Genomic DNA, 14,050 nt, shown 5'->3' with positions numbered 1-14,050 from the left:
CGGCCAGCTTGGGTCGGAAGCAGCCATTCATCCTTGCATATCGAGCCAATGATGCAGGACATCAAAGAACTGATCGGTGTGATCATGCGCATCCTTGACCACGGCGAAATTGCCGAGGCCGAAATAGTCGATCTCGATTTCGAGGCGGAAGGTGAGTTGCAGCCGGTGCTGAACGAGGCCTACGTCCAGCTGCTGGAATTTGTTCACGATCGAGAGTTACGACGCGCGGACCCCGATCTGGACGGGAGGAGGCGTGCGGCTCTGCAAGACGCGCTGCATAAGATCGTCCTGATCTGTGATGCAGGCCACGATTGACGTAGTCCCGATCAAATCGGCTGTTCGTCCTGATCAGGAATGGCAGTCCGCGGGTCTTGCACGAAACTAACATCGGCGCCCGGCCGGCAGATGAGGGATGCGCCACCGGTACTGGCGCTTGCGACCGGCCCGCGGATAGGCTCGCCGCATGCAGTTCGACACCAAGATCGCGGTCGTGATCCGCACCGACCTGGAAGTCTGGCAGAAGCTCAACGTGGCGTCGTTCCTTGCCGGCGGCATCGCGGCGTCGTTTCCCGAATGTATCGGCGAGAGCTACCAGGATGGCTCGGGGACGAGATATCTCTCCCTGATCGGCCAGCCGATCCTGATCTACGGTGCCGACGGGCCTGCGCTGTCGCGGGCACTGGACCGCGCGCTGGCGCGCAACGTGAAGCCGGCGCTCTACACCGAAGAGATGTTCAAGACCACGCATGACGCCGCCAACCGCGAGGCGGTGAGGGCGGTGGCGCGCGGTGACCTCAATCTGGTCGGCCTCGCCATCCGCGCCGAGCGCAAGGTGGTCGACAAGATTCTTGACGGACTCAAGTTTCACACGTAGTCGCGCACCTTGCGAACTACCCATCCTGCGTCTACTGGACCGCGCCAAGACGGTCCTCCGGAGGACAGCATGCTCGGTGATTGCAGCCTGATCGCTCTTCTGGCCACGACCGATGGGGCACGCACCCGGGCATTCTACGAAAACGTGCTCGGTCTTCGCTTCGTCTCCGAGGATGATTTCGCCATTGTCTATGATGTGCAACGCACCGAATTGCGGGTGCAGAAGGTTCACGAACTGACGCCGCAACCGCACACCGCGCTCGGCTGGTCGGTACCGGATATCGAAGCCGCCGTGCGCGGGATCACGAACCGCGGCGGCACCTTCGAGCGTTATCCGCAACTCGCCCAGGACAGCGACGGCATCTGGCAATCGCCGTCGGGCGCCCGGATCGCCTGGCTCAGGGACCCCGATGGCAATGTACTGTCGCTGACCGAGCGGCCTCGCGCAGCGCGCTGACGCGAAGAGGGTGCGGCTGAGCCCGTACGGTGCCAAAGCAGGAAAGCTACACGTCGCCGCGGGTCACCTTTCATGACATTGACAATGACTGACCAGTCAGTCATAATCTCGGGCATGACAAAGCGCATGAAAACCACCGGTACGTCCCCGGCCACTCGCCGCACCTCCGTTCGTGTCGCCGCGGCCAAAATTCCGACGGTGGTCTCGGCACCGCTCGAGGAGGCCGTGCCTGCCTCCAGCCGTGCCGGAAAATCGGCGGAGCGGCGTGCAGCGATCGTGGAGGCGGCGATGGACGAGTTCATCGCCCGCGGCTTCGCTGCGACGCGGCTCGACGACGTCGCCAAACGGGCGGGCGTCGCCAAGGGCACGCTCTATCTCTACTTCAAGGACAAGGAATCGATGTTCGAGGAGCTGATCCGCACCGCGCTGGTGCCGCTGATCAGCCGCATGACTGCGCTGCCCACCATCACCGGTCCGGTGCGGGACGCGGTGGAGCGATTCGCCGAGACCTTCATCCGCGAAATCGTGGCGACCCGGCGCGGCGACATCATTCGTTTGATCGTGTCGGAAGGGCCGCGTTTCCCGGCGATCGCCGATTTCTATTTCCGCGAGGTGGTGTCGAAGGGGCTCGAGGCGATGAGCATGCTGGTCCAGCTCGCGGTCACGCGGGGCGAGATCAAGCAGCGCGAGATCGCGCAGTTTCCCCAGCTCGTGGTTGCGCCCGCGATCGTCGCGGTGATCTGGCAGAGCCTGTTCGCCCGGCACGCGCCGCTCGACGGGCTCGCGATGTTCAAGGTGCATCTCGATCTGATCTTCGGCGAACGGAGGAAGACATGACCGCGTCGCGCATGATGAAGCTGCTCACGATCGCCGCGCTGGCGGCGGCGCTCGCCGGGTGCAAGGAGAAGCGCGACCCCGGCTTCCAGGGCTGGGTCGAGGCCGACATGATCTTCGTCAGCCCCGATGAATCGGGCCGTGTCATCAAGCTCAACGTACGCGAGGGCGACGAGGTCAAGCCCGGCGATCTGCTCTATTCGGTCGATGACGACCTGCAACGCGCCGATCTCAACCAGAATAACGCCACGCTCGCCAACGCGCAGCAGAGCTACGACCGCGCGGCCTCGCTGCGCGGCACCGGTGCCGGCACCCAGGCCAATCTCGATTCCGCGGTCTCGGCGCTGCGCGTCGCGGAGGCGCGCGTCGTCACCTCGCAGACCCGGCTCGACCGCCGCAAGGGTTTTGCGCCGATCGCGGGTTCGATCCAGCAGATCTATTTCCGCGAGGGCGAGATGGTGCAGGCACAACGCCCGGTGCTGTCGATCATGCCGCCCGGCAACATGAAGCTGCGCTTCTTCGTGCCGGAGACCGAGTTGCCCAAGCTCGCGCTCGGCGACGAAGTGAGGGTGACTTGCGACAATTGCGCCGCCGACCTGACCGCAAAAATCTATTTCATCGCCACCACGGCGGAATACACGCCACCGGTCATCTACAGCCTCGATGAGCGCAACAAGCTGGTCTATCTGATCCAGGCGCGGCCGAGCCGGCCCGATGTCCTGCGAGTCGGCCAGCCGATCAGCGTCTACTTCAACCCCAAGACGCCGGTGGCGGACCGCAGATGAACGGCGGCCCAACCAGCGCGCCCGGCATTGCCATCGACGTCAAGGGCCTGACCAAGTCGTTCAATGGACGCGAGGTGGTCCATGACCTGTCGATGCAGGTCAAGCGCGGTTCGATCTACGGCTTCCTCGGTCCGAACGGCAGCGGCAAGACCACGACCATCCGCATCCTGTGCGGCCTGCTGACGCCGGACAGCGGCGAGGGCACCTGCCTCGGCTACGACATCCGGCGCGATGCCGACAAGATCAAGCGCAAGGTCGGCTACATGACACAGCGCTTCAGCCTCTACCAGGATCTGTCGGTGCGCGAGAATCTCGAATTCGTCGCGCGGCTCTATGGGGTGCCGGACGCGCGCGGCGCCGCGGCCGAGATGATCGCGCGGATCGGGCTGAAGGGCCGCGAGGAGCAGCTCGCCGCCAACCTCTCCGGCGGCTGGAAGCAGCGGCTCGCGCTCGGCGCCTGCACGCTGCCCAATCCGCAATTGCTGCTGCTCGACGAGCCGACCGCCGGCGTCGATCCGAAGGCGCGGCGCGATTTCTGGAACGAGATCCATGCGCTCGCCGCCGAAGGCCTCACCGTGCTGGTCTCGACCCACTACATGGACGAGGCCGAGCGCTGTCACGAGATCGCCTACATCGCCTACGGCCATCTGCTCGCCCACGGCACCGTGGACCAGGTGATCGCGGCCTCGGCGCTGTCGACCTGGACGGTGACGGGCGAGGATTTCAACGGGCTGATGGGCGAGCTGACCGGCAAGCCCGGCGTCGATATGGTGGCGCCGTTCGGCACCAGCCTGCACGTCTCCGGCCGCGACAAGGCGGCGCTCGAAGCGGCGATTGCGCCCTATCGCGACAATTCGAAATGGCGCTGGCAGCCGAGCGAACCGTCGCTCGAAGACGTCTTCATCGACCTGATGGGGCGCTCCAAGGACAATTTCCAGGGATGAGTGCCAAGGACAAGTAACATGAGTGCGACGGATACGATCCGGAATGGCGAGACCGGGGAGCCGCGGTTCGGCTTCTGGCGGCGCAGCTATGCGATGCTGGTCAAGGAGTTCATCCAGCTTCGCCGCGACCGCGTCTCGTTCGCCATGATCATCATGCTGCCGGTGTTGCAGCTCACGCTGTTCGGCTACGCCATCAACACCACGCCGCGCAATCTGCCGACCGCGGTGCTGACCCAGGAGGACACCGATCTCGGGCGTTCGATCCTGAAGGCGATGGAGAACACCGCCTATTTCCATTTCACCCGCGAAGTTCACACCGTCGAGGAGTTCGACGAATTGCTGCAATCCGGCAAGGTGCTGTTCGGCGTCGAGATCCCGCGCGGCTTCGAGCGCGCGGTGCGGCGCGGCGACAAGCCGGCGCTGCTGGTCGCGGCCGACGCCACCGATCCGGTGGCGGCCGGCTCGGCGCTCGGTGCGCTCGGGCCGCTGGTGCAATCGGCCTTGGCGCACGACCTGCATATCGGCGATCCCCCTGACATGCCGTTCGAGATCCGCGCGCATGCGCGCTACAATCCGGCGGCGGAATCCCGCCTCAACATCGTGCCCGGCCTGGTCGGCACCATCCTGACCATGACCATGCTGATCTTCACTGCGCTGTCGGTGACGCGCGAGATCGAGCGCGGCACCATGGAGAGCCTGCTGTCGATGCCGATCAAGCCGGTCGAGGTGATGTTCGGCAAGATCATCCCCTATGTGCTGGTCGGCTTCATCCAGGCCGCACTGATCATCGGCATCGGCGTGTTCGTGTTCGGCGTGCCGGTGCTCGGCAGCTTCGCGCTGCTGGCGCTGCTCACCACGTTGTTCATCACCACCAACCTGTCGATCGGCTACACGTTCTCCACCATCGTGCAGAACCAGTTGCAGGCGATGCAGCTCTCGATGATGTTCTTCCTGCCGAGCATCCTGCTGTCCGGCTTCATGTTTCCGTTCGCGGGCATGCCGGTCTGGGCGCAATATATCGGCGAGGCGCTGCCCCTGACCCATTTCGTCCGCATCGTCCGCGCCATCATGCTGAAGGGCGCGGCGATGCAGAACCTGCAATACGACACCATCGCGCTCGCCGCCCTGATGCTGTTCGCCATGACCGTCGCCGTGACGCGCTTCCGCCGCACGCTCGATTGAGGCTAGAATGGTCCCAATTGTTGATTGTCATTCCGGGTTCGCCTCGCGCCCCGGAATGACGGGCGAGGGGAAATGGCTGGATTCTGGGGCACCAAAGACAGCGCGACGCCGGACACCACCGTCTCCGCCGATTTCCACCACGCGCTGATGCGCGAGGTGATGACCACCGAGCTGCTCCGCATCAAGGTGCTGATCGGCACCACGATCGTGCTCGGCGCGATCAGCCTGCTGGTGTACTTCTTCGCCCCCGAGGCGGTCAGCCGGGTCTGGCACGGCAACCTCAGCCCGATCTATGTGTTCTACGTCATCGTGCCGCTCATCGTGTTCGAGCTGTGGGTGCACGCGGCGATCAGCTGGCACATGCGCAAGGGCCGCGACCTGCCGGTGATCCGGCGCTATATCGGCGTGCTGGTCGAAACCTCATTGCCGACCGTGGTGCTGGCGTTGCATATCGACAGCATGGGCCGCCAGGAGGCGCTCGGTTTCGTGGCGCCGCTGACCTACTTCCTCTTCATCATCCTCTCGACCCTGCGGCTCGACTTCTGGCTCTCGACCTTCACCGGCTTCGTGGCGGCGGCGGAGCTGTTCTACATGGCGGTGTACTTCCATGCGTCCGGCGGCGTTGAGACCGGCCCCGGCATCTATTATCACGCCGCGCGCAGCTCGATCATCCTGATCTGCGGCGTGCTGGCCGGCGCGGTCGGCATGCAGTTGCGGCGGCAATTCGGGGCCAGCATCGCGGCCGCGACCGCGCGTGATCGCATCACCAATCTGTTCGGCCAGCACGTCTCGCCGCAGGTGGTCGAACGCCTGATGGCGGAGGGCGCCAGCACCGGGAGCGACCTCCGCCGCGTCGCGGTGATGTTCGTCGACTTCCGTAGCTTCACCGCCGGTGCGCGCGCGCGCTCGCCGCAGGAGGTGGTGGACCGGCTCGACGGCGCCTTTGCGGTGCTCGTCGAGATCCTCGACCGCCACGGCGGCATCGTGAACAAGTTCCTGGGCGACGGTTTCCTCGCGCTGTTCGGCGCGCCGTTCGAGACCGGTGACGCCGCGCATCAGGCGGTTGCCGCTGCGCGCGAGATGCTGGCGGCCAATGAGCGTTCCAACGCGTCGTCGAGCTGGCCGCTGCGGATCGGGATCGGCATCCATGTCGGTGAGGTCGTCGCCGGCAATATCGGCTCGCCGCGGCGCAAGGAGTACACGGTGATCGGCGACACCGTGAACTTCGCCGCCCGGCTCGAGGCGCTCAACAAGGACCTCGGCACGCAATTCCTGATCTCCGCCGCCGTGCGAGATGCGCTCGGCGAGGAGTGCACGGACGCGGTCCCGCGCGGCGAGATCCCGGTGCGGGGTTACGAGCACCCGGTGCCGGTCTGGCAACTGGGGTAGGGGTATCCGTGGATCGGAGGTGTCATGGTAGTCTGTTGACGTCATGTCATATACTCATATAGATGACTATATGAGTGCAGATCTCGACGACCGCCTGCCGCGCTACCAGCGTCTCCGCGACGACCTCGCGGCGCGGATCAATCGCAACGAGTGGCGTCCGGGCGATCTGATCCCGTCGGAGACCGAGCTCGGCGCGCATTACGGCGTCGCCATCGGCACCGTGCGAAAAGCGATCGATCAGCTGGTCAGCGACGGCGTACTGGAGCGCCAGCAGGGCCGCGGCACCTACGTGCGCCGGGCCCGCTTCAATTCCTCGCTGTTCCGCTTCTTCCGCTTCCAGTCCGAGCGCGGCGAGCGCCGCGTTCCGCAGAGCCGGATCCTGCGGCGCAAGGCGATGCCGGCGAACTCGGCGGTGGCCTCGGCGTTGCGCATCACGGTCGGCGAGCCTGTGATCAGCCTGTCGCGCCTGCGGCTGATCGACGACGTGCCATTGCTCGCCGAGGAGATCTGGCTGCAACGATCGCGCTTCGAGGCGATCCTTGCGCTCGAGACCGCCGAGTTCGGCGATCTGCTCTATCCGCTCTACGAGGACCGCTGCGGCCAGGTCGTGGTCTCGGCCGATGAAATCCTCACCGTCGAGATCGCGAACGAGATGCAATCGCGGCTGCTGCGGCTCGAGGCCAACGCGCCGCTGATCGTGATCGAGCGCCTGGCCTTCGATCTGGAGCGACGGCCGATCGAATGGCGCCGCTCGCGTGGGCCCGCGGATCGCTTCCGCTACCACGCCGAGATCAGGTGAGCGCGGCAACCAAGCACAACGACACAACAACACAACAATTCACGGGAGGATACATGGCAAACTGGTACAGCGAATGCTCGCCGCTCGAGCGGCGTACCTTCTGGGCAAGTTTCGGCGGCTGGGGGTTGGACGCGCTCGACGTCCAGATGTTCAGCCTGGCGATCCCGGCGCTGATCACCGCATTCGGGATCAGCAAGGCCGATGCCGGCCTGCTCGGCTCGGTGACGCTGTTCTTCGGCGCGTTCGGCGGCTGGCTCGGCGGTGCGCTCGGCGACCGCTTCGGGCGGGTGAAGGCGTTGCAGATCACGGTCGCGACCTTTGCGCTTGCGACCTTCGCCTGTGCTTTCGCGATGAACTACACCCAGCTCGTGGTCCTGAAGGCCATTCAGGGCATCGGCTTCGGCGCCGAATGGGCCTGCGGCGCGGTGCTGATGGCGGAGATCATTCGTCCCGAGCATCGCGGCAAGGCGCTCGGCGCCGTGCAGAGCGCCTGGGCGGTCGGCTGGGGCGCCGCCGTGTTGCTCTCGGCCCTGGTGTTTACCTATGCGCCGGCCGATATCGCCTGGCGCATCCTGTTCGCGGTCGGCCTGATCCCGGCTCTGCTGATCCTGTTCATCCGCCGCGGGCTGAAGGAGCCGCCGCGTGCGGTGTCGCGCGCGGCCGAACCGCCGTTCTTCGCCACGCTCGCTGGAATCTTTCATCGCGACGTGCTGCGTTCGACCTTGATCGGTGGCCTGTTCGGCATCGGCGCCCATGGCGGCTATGCGGCGCTGACGACGTTCCTGCCGACCTTCCTGCGCGAGGAGCGGCATCTCTCGGTGCTTGGCTCCAGCGCCTATCTCGCCGTGATCATCGTCGCCTTCTTCTGCGGCTGCGTGGTCTCCGGGATCATCAGCGACCGGATCGGGCGGCGCGCCAACGTGACGCTGTTCGCCGCCGCCTGCGTCGTGACGGTGCTGGTCTATATCTTCGCGCCGCTGTCCAATTCGCAGATGCTGGTGCTCGGCTTCCCCCTGGGCTTCTTCTCCGCGGGCATTCCTGCCAGCATGGCGGCGCTGTTCAGCGAATTGTACCCGGCCGGCGTGCGCGGCACCGGCGTCGGCTTCTGCTACAATTTCGGCCGCATCGTCTCCGCCGCGTTCCCGTTCCTGGTCGGCTATCTCAGCGATCACATCGGCCTTGGTGCCGCGATCGGGATCGACGCGGCGTTCGCTTATTCGCTGGTGCTGATCGCCGTGCTGATGCTGCCGGAGACCCGCGGCAAGGTCTTCGAGCAAGCCGCCGCAACGCGCGCGTGAAAATGGGGAATGATCATGACATCTTACGAACATGGGTTGACGCGGCGCCAGTTTGCTGCGGGGATTGCCGCGCTGTCGGCCGGCGGCATCGTGAGCAAGGTGAGGGCTGAGGTGCCGAAACTTTCGATCGACACCCATTCCCACGTCTTCCATCGCGGGCTGAAGCTCGCGGCGGGCCGGCGCTATGCGCCCGACTACGACGCGCCGCTCGCGCTCTATCTGCAACAGCTCGACCAGAACGGCATGACCAATGGCGTGCTGGTGCAGCCGAGTTTTCTCGGCACCGACAATTCCTATCTGGTCGAATGCCTGAAGGCGACCAATGGAAGGCTGCGCGGCATCGCCGTGGTCGATCCCGCCGTCGCCGCGGATGAGCTTCGCGCGCTCGACCGCGCCGGCGTGGTCGGCATTCGCCTCAACCTGGTTGGCCAGACATTGCCTGACCTGGCCTTGCCGGAGTGGAAGGCGCTGCTCGCCGAGGTCAAGGCGATGGGGTGGCAGGTCGAGATCCAGCGCAAGGCCGCTGATCTTGCGATGCTCGCGCCAAGGCTGCTCGATCTCGGCGTCAACGTCGTGCTCGATCACTATACGTTGCCTGATCCGAAGCTCGGAATCGATGATCCCGGATTCCAGGCGGTGCTCAAGCTCGGCGCGTCGCGAAAGGTCTGGGTCAAGATTTCGGCGCCATATCGCAATGGACCCAATGGTGAGGCATTCGCCAAGCAGGCCTATCCGCTGCTGCGTACGGCCTTCGGCGTCGATCATCTGCTGTGGGGCAGCGACTGGCCGCACACGCAGTTCGAGGCGACGCAAAATTACGCCAAGAACCGCAAATTCCTCGACGAGCTCGTGACCGATGCCGATGAGCGGGCGCGCGTGCTCGCATCGCCGCGTGCATTGTTTCGGTTCTGAGGCATGATGCGGAAAAGTGCGAAGCGGTTTTCCGAGAAGAGATCATGCTCCAACAACGCGCGTGATTGTACCGAGTGCTCTGATGGGCGTCGTTGCGGCTGTGTTACGATGACGGCGATCGGTCGCCAATGACCGGAGCACGAGGACACGCAAGATGCAGCGGCGCTATATCACCGTCGACGTTTTCACCGACCGCGCTTTCGGCGGCAACCCGCTCGGCGTGGTGCTCGACGCCCGGGGGCTGTCGACGGCGCAGATGCAGGCGATCGCGACCGAGTTCAATTATTCGGAGACGACCTTCGTGCTGCCGCCGCAGGATGCGGCCAACGATGCCCAGGTTCGCATCTTCACGGTGCGTTCCGAAATCCCGTTCGCCGGCCATCCCAATGTCGGCACCGCCTTCGTGCTGGCGAGCCAGGCGGCGAAGCCGCCGGAGCAGCTGAAATTCGAGGAGAAGGCCGGCCTCGTGCCGGTCGCGATCCTGTCCGACCGCGGCACGGTGGTCGGCGCCGAGCTGACCGCGCCGCAGGCCTTGCAGCGGACCAATGTCGTGAGTGCGGCGGATGCGGCGGCGTGCCTGTCGCTGTCGGCCGACGACGTGAAGACCGACCGGCATGCGCCGCAGGTCGTCTCGGTCGGCCTCCCGTTCCTGGTGGTGGAGATCGCCTCGCGCGAGGCGCTGAAGCGCGCCCGGCCCGATGCGGCTGCGTTCGCCAGGGCATTGGCGCAAATCGGCCGCGACGTCGTCTATTTCTACACCCGCGACGTGCCGGCGGACGAGCAGCCGCTCGATCTCCAGGCGCGCATGTTCCATCCGGGCGCCAGCGGGCTGTCCGAGGATCCTGCCACCGGCAGCGCGACCGCCGCCTGCGCGGCGCTGCTCGCCGATATCGACGCCACGCGTGACGGCGAATTGCGGCTGCGGATCGGGCAAGGCGTCGATATGGGCCGGCCGAGCCTGCTGCTGACGCGGGTACGCAAGCAGGGCGGCGCGATCACGTCGGTGCATGTCGGCGGCGGCTGCGTGAAGATGATGGAAGGAACGCTGAACCTGTCGGGTGAGGCGGGCTAGAGCTGTGGCGCAGCCAGATTCTCGATCCTGACGTCGTCGCGGTCCTCGATGATCTCGGCGATCCAGCGGCGATGGCAATGTTCGTGGTCGCGCTCGTAGCACAGGATGCAGACAGGGCCGGACTTCTTCACCAGCGCCGACAGCTCGTCGAGCTCCTCCCTGGCCTGCACGGTCTTGAGATGCGCCGAGTAGATCTTGTGCAGCAGCGCGTACTGCCCGCTGCGCGCTGCTTCCCGACCGCTCTTCGGCGTGCCGAGGCCGCGGAGGTGGACATAGCCGATGCCGCGCTCGTCGAGGCCGGCGGCGAGCTGGGTCTTGGAGAAGCCGGGACGGCGGGAGGAGGCAACCGCGCGGACGTCGACCAATAGCTTGACGCCGGCGTGCTGAAGCTCGTCGAGCACCGCGTTCGACGGCGTCTGCTCGTAGCCGATGGTGAACAGCTTTTTTGCCTTCGCCATCGCTGTTCCTTCACTTCACCCGTTCGATCAGCTCCATCGCGCCGGCGGGCGCGCGGATCTTGCCCTCGTGGATCACATAGGCGAACACGTCGCGCGGGGCTTTCTTCGGCGCGGTCTCGTCGACCTTCGGCAGGTCGTCGGGCTCGCCGCCGCCGGCCCAGTCCTGGAAGCGCCTGGCCCAGGCGTCGAGCTGCTTCGGCGGATAGCAGGTCTTCAATTCGTCGTTGCCCTTCTGCAACCGGGCATAGACGAAGTCGCTGGCGACGTCGGCGATCGCCGGATACTTGCCGTGCTCGGCAAACACCACGGGCACCTCGTGCTCGCGGATTAGGGCGATGAACTCGGGCACCTTGAAGCTGTCGTGGCGCACCTCGACCACATGGCGCAGCGCGCGGCCGTCGAGCTTGCGCGGCAACAGCTCGAGGAACTTGCCGAAATCGGCGCCATCGAACTTCTTGGTCGGTGCGAATTGCCAGAGCACCGGGCCGAGCCGGTCCTTCAGCTCCAGCACGCCCGAATCATAGAATCGCTTCACCGAATCGCCGGCCTCGGCGAGCACGCGGCGGTTGGTGGCGAAGCGCGGCCCCTTCAGCGAGAAGATGAACCCGTCGGGTACCTCGCTGGCCCATTTGCGAAAGCTCTCCGGCTTCTGCGAGCCGTAATAGGTGCCGTTGATCTCGATCGAGGTCAGCTTCGAGGCGGCGTAGGACAGCTCCTTCGCCTGCGTGAGCTTCTCCGGATAGAACACTCCGCGCCACGGCTCGAAGGTCCAGCCGCCGATGCCGATATAGATGTTGCCCGCGCCGGTCTTGGTTGTCTTGGCGTCTGTCTTGGCGTCGGTCTTGGTTGCCTTGGTGGGAGCTTTGGCCACGGCTGCACTCATCGCGAGGTGAGGGGACTAGGGAGCGAGAGTAGTCAAAATAATCGTGATTGGCCAGTTTGCCAGATCGGCGCGGCGGTGCTTATCGTGGTCGCCAGCGTTGGCTAGGATGCCGAAAACGGGAGAACAATAATGCGCATGCTGGTTGCGGCCGCTCTCTTGGTCGCCTCGTCCGCCGCGATATCGTCTACTGCAATGGCCGACGAGGTCGACGACGCGCACAAGCTCGCGATCACCGGCCGCGACGCCTACTGGAATTGTCTCGCCCGCGAATATCCCCGCGACAGCAACAAGGCGATGTCCGACCAGGAGTTCAGCTCGCTGATCGCCAATGTCTGTCCTTCCGAGCGGCAGAACTTCCGGGTGTCGCTGATCGACTTCCTGTCGCTGCAATTTCCGAAGCAGGATGCCGACGCCAATCTGACGACCGCCAACCGCGCGATCGAGCTGGCGCAGAAGGACATCGTGACCGCCTTCACCCGGCGCAAGGCCGCGGCGAAATAGGTTCCCGAATCCTGTTGCGGCCGGCCGATTTTTGATATCAATCCGCGCAGGCGAGGGGATGTTCGGCATGAGCTCACAATCGACGGCAGGCTTTCTGGGCGCAGTGGTCGCAGCCATCGTGCTGGCGGCGGCGTTCATCTACGGGCCGTCGCCCAGCCAGCTTCATAACCCCGCACCGCCCGCTGCGGCGCAGCCGCAAGCCGCCCCTGCCGCTGAAGCCGCGCCAGTGGCCCCGGCGCCACGCGGCCCCGTGATCCGGGAAGTACCGAACAACTAGCGCCGTTCGCCCCCTTGCGAACCGTCCGGGGCGTTCCTATCTAACTTGGAACGGCGACGTTGCAGCTTCAGGGCTCCGGCGCCGGGACGACCACGACATTGTTTGGCTGCGCCGGATGTACGCGCGCCCCTTGTTCGTGGTCGTTGGCATTTTCAGGGGTATTTTGCCCCGTTTTCCCGCTTCCCGAGCGCCCGTATGGTCCGGCCTGCCTTGGCAGCCGGGGAGGCTGCGGCTATACGCTGGCGCTCATGAATGACGCCATCCAGCCGGGCCCCGAAACCGCGTCGCAGACCGCACGTCTGCCGCAGCTTTCGGTCGTCGTCCCAACCTTCAACGAGCGCGACAGTGTCACGGTGCTGTACCGTCGGCTCGACGCGATCCTGAAGGACGTGTCCTGGGAAGTGATCTTCGTCGACGACAATTCGCCCGACGGAACCTGGGATGTGGTGCGTGGCCTGGCGCGGCAGGATTCGCGCGTGCGCTGCGTTCGCCGAATCGGCCGACGGGGCCTGTCCGGCGCCTGTATCGAGGGCATCCTGGCCTCGAGCGCGCCCTATGCCGCCGTGATGGACGCCGATCTCCAGCATGACGAGACCCAGCTCCCGAAGATGCTGGCGCTGCTGGAGAGCGGCGAGGCCGAGCTCGTGGTCGGCAGTCGCTACATCGAGGGTTACAAGGCCGACGGCTTCAACAAGCAGCGCGCGGGCGCCAGCGCCTTTGCCACCGAGATCGCCCGCCGCACGCTGAAGGTCGAGGTCGCCGATCCGATGAGCGGCTTCTTCATGATCCGCCGTGACCGCTTCGAGCAGCTTGCGCCGCAGCTCTCGACCCAGGGCTTCAAGATCCTGCTCGACCTGGTGGCGACCGCGGACGGCAAGCTGCGCACGGTCGAAATTCCCTACAAATTCGGTGCCCGCCAGCATGGCGAGAGCAAGCTTGATTCCATGGTCGCGCTCGACTTCCTCGGCCTGGTGCTGGCGAAGCTGACCAATGATCTGATCTCGCTGCGCTTCATCCTGTTCGCCGCGGTCGGCGGGCTCGGCCTGCTCGTGCACCTCGCCGTGCTGTTTGTCGCGCTGCAAATGTTCGGCGCGCGATTCCCGGAGGCGCAGGCCGCCGGCGCCGTCGTCGCGATGACCAGCAATTTCATCCTCAACAATTTCCTGACCTATCGCGACCAGCGGCTGAAAGGCTTTGGCATCCTGCGCGGCCTGCTGCTGTTCTATCTGGTGTGCAGCGTCGGCCTGCTCGCCAATGTCGGCGTCGCATTCTCGGTCTACGACCAGGAGCCGATCTGGTGGCTTGCGGGCGCTGCCGGCGCGCTGATGGGCGTGGTCTGGAACTACGCGATGTCCGGACTGTTCGTCTGGCGCAAGCGGTGACGTT

Annotated in this window: 16 protein-coding genes; 14 read left to right on the top strand and 2 right to left on the bottom strand. The window is 65.3% G+C overall.

Going from position 1 to position 14,050, the window contains the following annotated elements:
* Positions 1 to 48 precede the first annotated feature (48 nt).
* The 12 genes from CWS35_RS39220 to CWS35_RS30240 all read left to right on the top strand — a co-directional run bounded on the left by CWS35_RS39220 (position 49) and on the right by CWS35_RS30240 (position 10,545).
* Positions 49 to 315: a hypothetical protein gene (locus CWS35_RS39220; protein WP_210202742.1), complete on the top strand. Its 267-nt coding sequence runs from the start codon at positions 49 to 51 to the stop codon at positions 313 to 315.
* Positions 316 to 463: 148 nt separating this feature from the next.
* Positions 464 to 874, top strand: coding sequence for a DUF2000 family protein (locus CWS35_RS30290; RefSeq protein ID WP_024582555.1), 411 nt, complete (start codon positions 464 to 466; stop codon positions 872 to 874).
* A gap of 69 nt (positions 875 to 943) precedes the next feature.
* Complete coding sequence (locus tag CWS35_RS30285) at positions 944 to 1,330, top strand: VOC family protein (protein ID WP_100955187.1); 387 nt, start codon at positions 944 to 946, stop codon at positions 1,328 to 1,330.
* 126 nt (positions 1,331 to 1,456) lie between these two features.
* Positions 1,457 to 2,167: a TetR/AcrR family transcriptional regulator gene (locus CWS35_RS30280; RefSeq protein WP_080891171.1), complete on the top strand. Its 711-nt coding sequence runs from the start codon at positions 1,457 to 1,459 to the stop codon at positions 2,165 to 2,167.
* Positions 2,164 to 2,949 (top strand): HlyD family secretion protein, encoded by a 786-nt coding sequence (locus tag CWS35_RS30275; RefSeq protein ID WP_100955186.1) that lies wholly within the window; start codon positions 2,164 to 2,166, stop codon positions 2,947 to 2,949. The genes CWS35_RS30280 and CWS35_RS30275 overlap by 4 nt, the downstream gene beginning before the upstream one ends.
* Complete coding sequence (locus CWS35_RS30270; protein WP_100955185.1) at positions 2,946 to 3,893, top strand: ABC transporter ATP-binding protein; 948 nt, start codon at positions 2,946 to 2,948, stop codon at positions 3,891 to 3,893. Before CWS35_RS30275 ends, CWS35_RS30270 begins: the two co-directional genes overlap by 4 nt.
* Positions 3,894 to 3,911: 18 nt before the next feature.
* Positions 3,912 to 5,075, top strand: coding sequence for an ABC transporter permease (locus tag CWS35_RS30265; protein WP_100955184.1), 1,164 nt, complete (start codon positions 3,912 to 3,914; stop codon positions 5,073 to 5,075).
* 72 nt (positions 5,076 to 5,147) lie between these two features.
* Positions 5,148 to 6,464 carry an adenylate/guanylate cyclase domain-containing protein gene (locus CWS35_RS30260; RefSeq protein ID WP_024582549.1) on the top strand — a complete coding sequence of 439 codons (1,317 nt, stop codon included), beginning with the start codon at positions 5,148 to 5,150 and terminating at the stop codon, positions 6,462 to 6,464.
* A gap of 70 nt (positions 6,465 to 6,534) precedes the next feature.
* Complete coding sequence (locus tag CWS35_RS30255; protein ID WP_100955183.1) at positions 6,535 to 7,263, top strand: GntR family transcriptional regulator; 729 nt, start codon at positions 6,535 to 6,537, stop codon at positions 7,261 to 7,263.
* Between the two features lie 53 nt (positions 7,264 to 7,316).
* The gene (locus tag CWS35_RS30250; RefSeq protein ID WP_024582547.1) at positions 7,317 to 8,561 is read left to right on the top strand and encodes an MFS transporter; all 1,245 of its coding nucleotides are present in this window, start codon (positions 7,317 to 7,319) and stop codon (positions 8,559 to 8,561) included.
* A gap of 15 nt (positions 8,562 to 8,576) precedes the next feature.
* On the top strand, positions 8,577 to 9,473 hold the full coding sequence (locus tag CWS35_RS30245; protein WP_100956800.1) for an amidohydrolase: 897 nt from the start codon (positions 8,577 to 8,579) through the stop codon (positions 9,471 to 9,473).
* Positions 9,474 to 9,627: 154 nt separating this feature from the next.
* Positions 9,628 to 10,545, top strand: a complete 918-nt coding sequence (locus tag CWS35_RS30240) for a PhzF family phenazine biosynthesis protein (RefSeq protein ID WP_024582545.1) — start codon at positions 9,628 to 9,630, stop codon at positions 10,543 to 10,545.
* On the opposite strand, the gene CWS35_RS30235 is transcribed toward CWS35_RS30240, so the two are convergent.
* Both CWS35_RS30235 and CWS35_RS30230 read right to left on the bottom strand, forming a co-directional pair.
* The gene (locus CWS35_RS30235; protein WP_100955182.1) at positions 10,542 to 11,003 is read right to left on the bottom strand and encodes a DUF488 family protein; all 462 of its coding nucleotides are present in this window, start codon (positions 11,001 to 11,003) and stop codon (positions 10,542 to 10,544) included. The genes CWS35_RS30240 and CWS35_RS30235 overlap by 4 nt on opposite strands.
* Positions 11,004 to 11,013: 10 nt before the next feature.
* A complete protein-coding gene (locus CWS35_RS30230) occupies positions 11,014 to 11,886 on the bottom strand; it encodes a DUF72 domain-containing protein (protein ID WP_371682810.1) in 873 nt (290 codons plus the stop codon).
* 129 nt (positions 11,887 to 12,015) lie between these two features.
* Here CWS35_RS30230 and CWS35_RS30225 point away from each other — a divergent pair, with 129 nt between their 5' ends.
* Together CWS35_RS30225 and CWS35_RS30215 are read left to right on the top strand one after the other, a co-directional pair.
* Positions 12,016 to 12,387 (top strand): hypothetical protein, encoded by a 372-nt coding sequence (locus CWS35_RS30225; protein WP_100955181.1) that lies wholly within the window; start codon positions 12,016 to 12,018, stop codon positions 12,385 to 12,387.
* Between the two features lie 525 nt (positions 12,388 to 12,912).
* Complete coding sequence (locus CWS35_RS30215) at positions 12,913 to 14,046, top strand: glycosyltransferase family 2 protein (RefSeq protein ID WP_100955180.1); 1,134 nt, start codon at positions 12,913 to 12,915, stop codon at positions 14,044 to 14,046.
* Positions 14,047 to 14,050 lie beyond the last annotated feature (4 nt).

The sequence above is a fragment of the Bradyrhizobium sp. SK17 genome, from assembly GCF_002831585.1.
Taxonomy (GTDB): Bacteria; Pseudomonadota; Alphaproteobacteria; order Rhizobiales; family Xanthobacteraceae; genus Bradyrhizobium.
The sequence above is the reverse complement of the archived record's forward strand: the minus strand, read 5'-3'. Positions and strand labels throughout refer to the sequence as shown.

Excerpts from the sequence above, each read along its gene's own strand:
- CWS35_RS39220 (WP_210202742.1), top strand. The coding sequence starts at position 49 with ATGATGCAGGACATCAAAGAACTGATCGGTGTGATCATGCGCATCCTT.
- CWS35_RS30260 (WP_024582549.1), top strand. The coding sequence starts at position 5,148 with ATGGCTGGATTCTGGGGCACCAAAGACAGCGCGACGCCGGACACCACC.
- CWS35_RS30255 (WP_100955183.1), top strand. The coding sequence starts at position 6,535 with ATGAGTGCAGATCTCGACGACCGCCTGCCGCGCTACCAGCGTCTCCGC.
- CWS35_RS30285 (WP_100955187.1), top strand. The coding sequence starts at position 944 with ATGCTCGGTGATTGCAGCCTGATCGCTCTTCTGGCCACGACCGATGGG.
- CWS35_RS30275 (WP_100955186.1), top strand. The coding sequence starts at position 2,164 with ATGACCGCGTCGCGCATGATGAAGCTGCTCACGATCGCCGCGCTGGCG.
- CWS35_RS30235 (WP_100955182.1), bottom strand. The coding sequence starts at position 11,003 with ATGGCGAAGGCAAAAAAGCTGTTCACCATCGGCTACGAGCAGACGCCG.
- CWS35_RS30280 (WP_080891171.1), top strand. The coding sequence starts at position 1,457 with ATGAAAACCACCGGTACGTCCCCGGCCACTCGCCGCACCTCCGTTCGT.
- CWS35_RS30265 (WP_100955184.1), top strand. The coding sequence starts at position 3,912 with ATGAGTGCGACGGATACGATCCGGAATGGCGAGACCGGGGAGCCGCGG.
- CWS35_RS30225 (WP_100955181.1), top strand. The coding sequence starts at position 12,016 with ATGCGCATGCTGGTTGCGGCCGCTCTCTTGGTCGCCTCGTCCGCCGCG.
- CWS35_RS30290 (WP_024582555.1), top strand. The coding sequence starts at position 464 with ATGCAGTTCGACACCAAGATCGCGGTCGTGATCCGCACCGACCTGGAA.
- CWS35_RS30250 (WP_024582547.1), top strand. The coding sequence starts at position 7,317 with ATGGCAAACTGGTACAGCGAATGCTCGCCGCTCGAGCGGCGTACCTTC.
- CWS35_RS30240 (WP_024582545.1), top strand. The coding sequence starts at position 9,628 with ATGCAGCGGCGCTATATCACCGTCGACGTTTTCACCGACCGCGCTTTC.
- CWS35_RS30245 (WP_100956800.1), top strand. The coding sequence starts at position 8,577 with ATGACATCTTACGAACATGGGTTGACGCGGCGCCAGTTTGCTGCGGGG.
- CWS35_RS30270 (WP_100955185.1), top strand. The coding sequence starts at position 2,946 with ATGAACGGCGGCCCAACCAGCGCGCCCGGCATTGCCATCGACGTCAAG.
- CWS35_RS30215 (WP_100955180.1), top strand. The coding sequence starts at position 12,913 with ATGAATGACGCCATCCAGCCGGGCCCCGAAACCGCGTCGCAGACCGCA.
- CWS35_RS30230 (WP_371682810.1), bottom strand. The coding sequence starts at position 11,886 with ATGAGTGCAGCCGTGGCCAAAGCTCCCACCAAGGCAACCAAGACCGAC.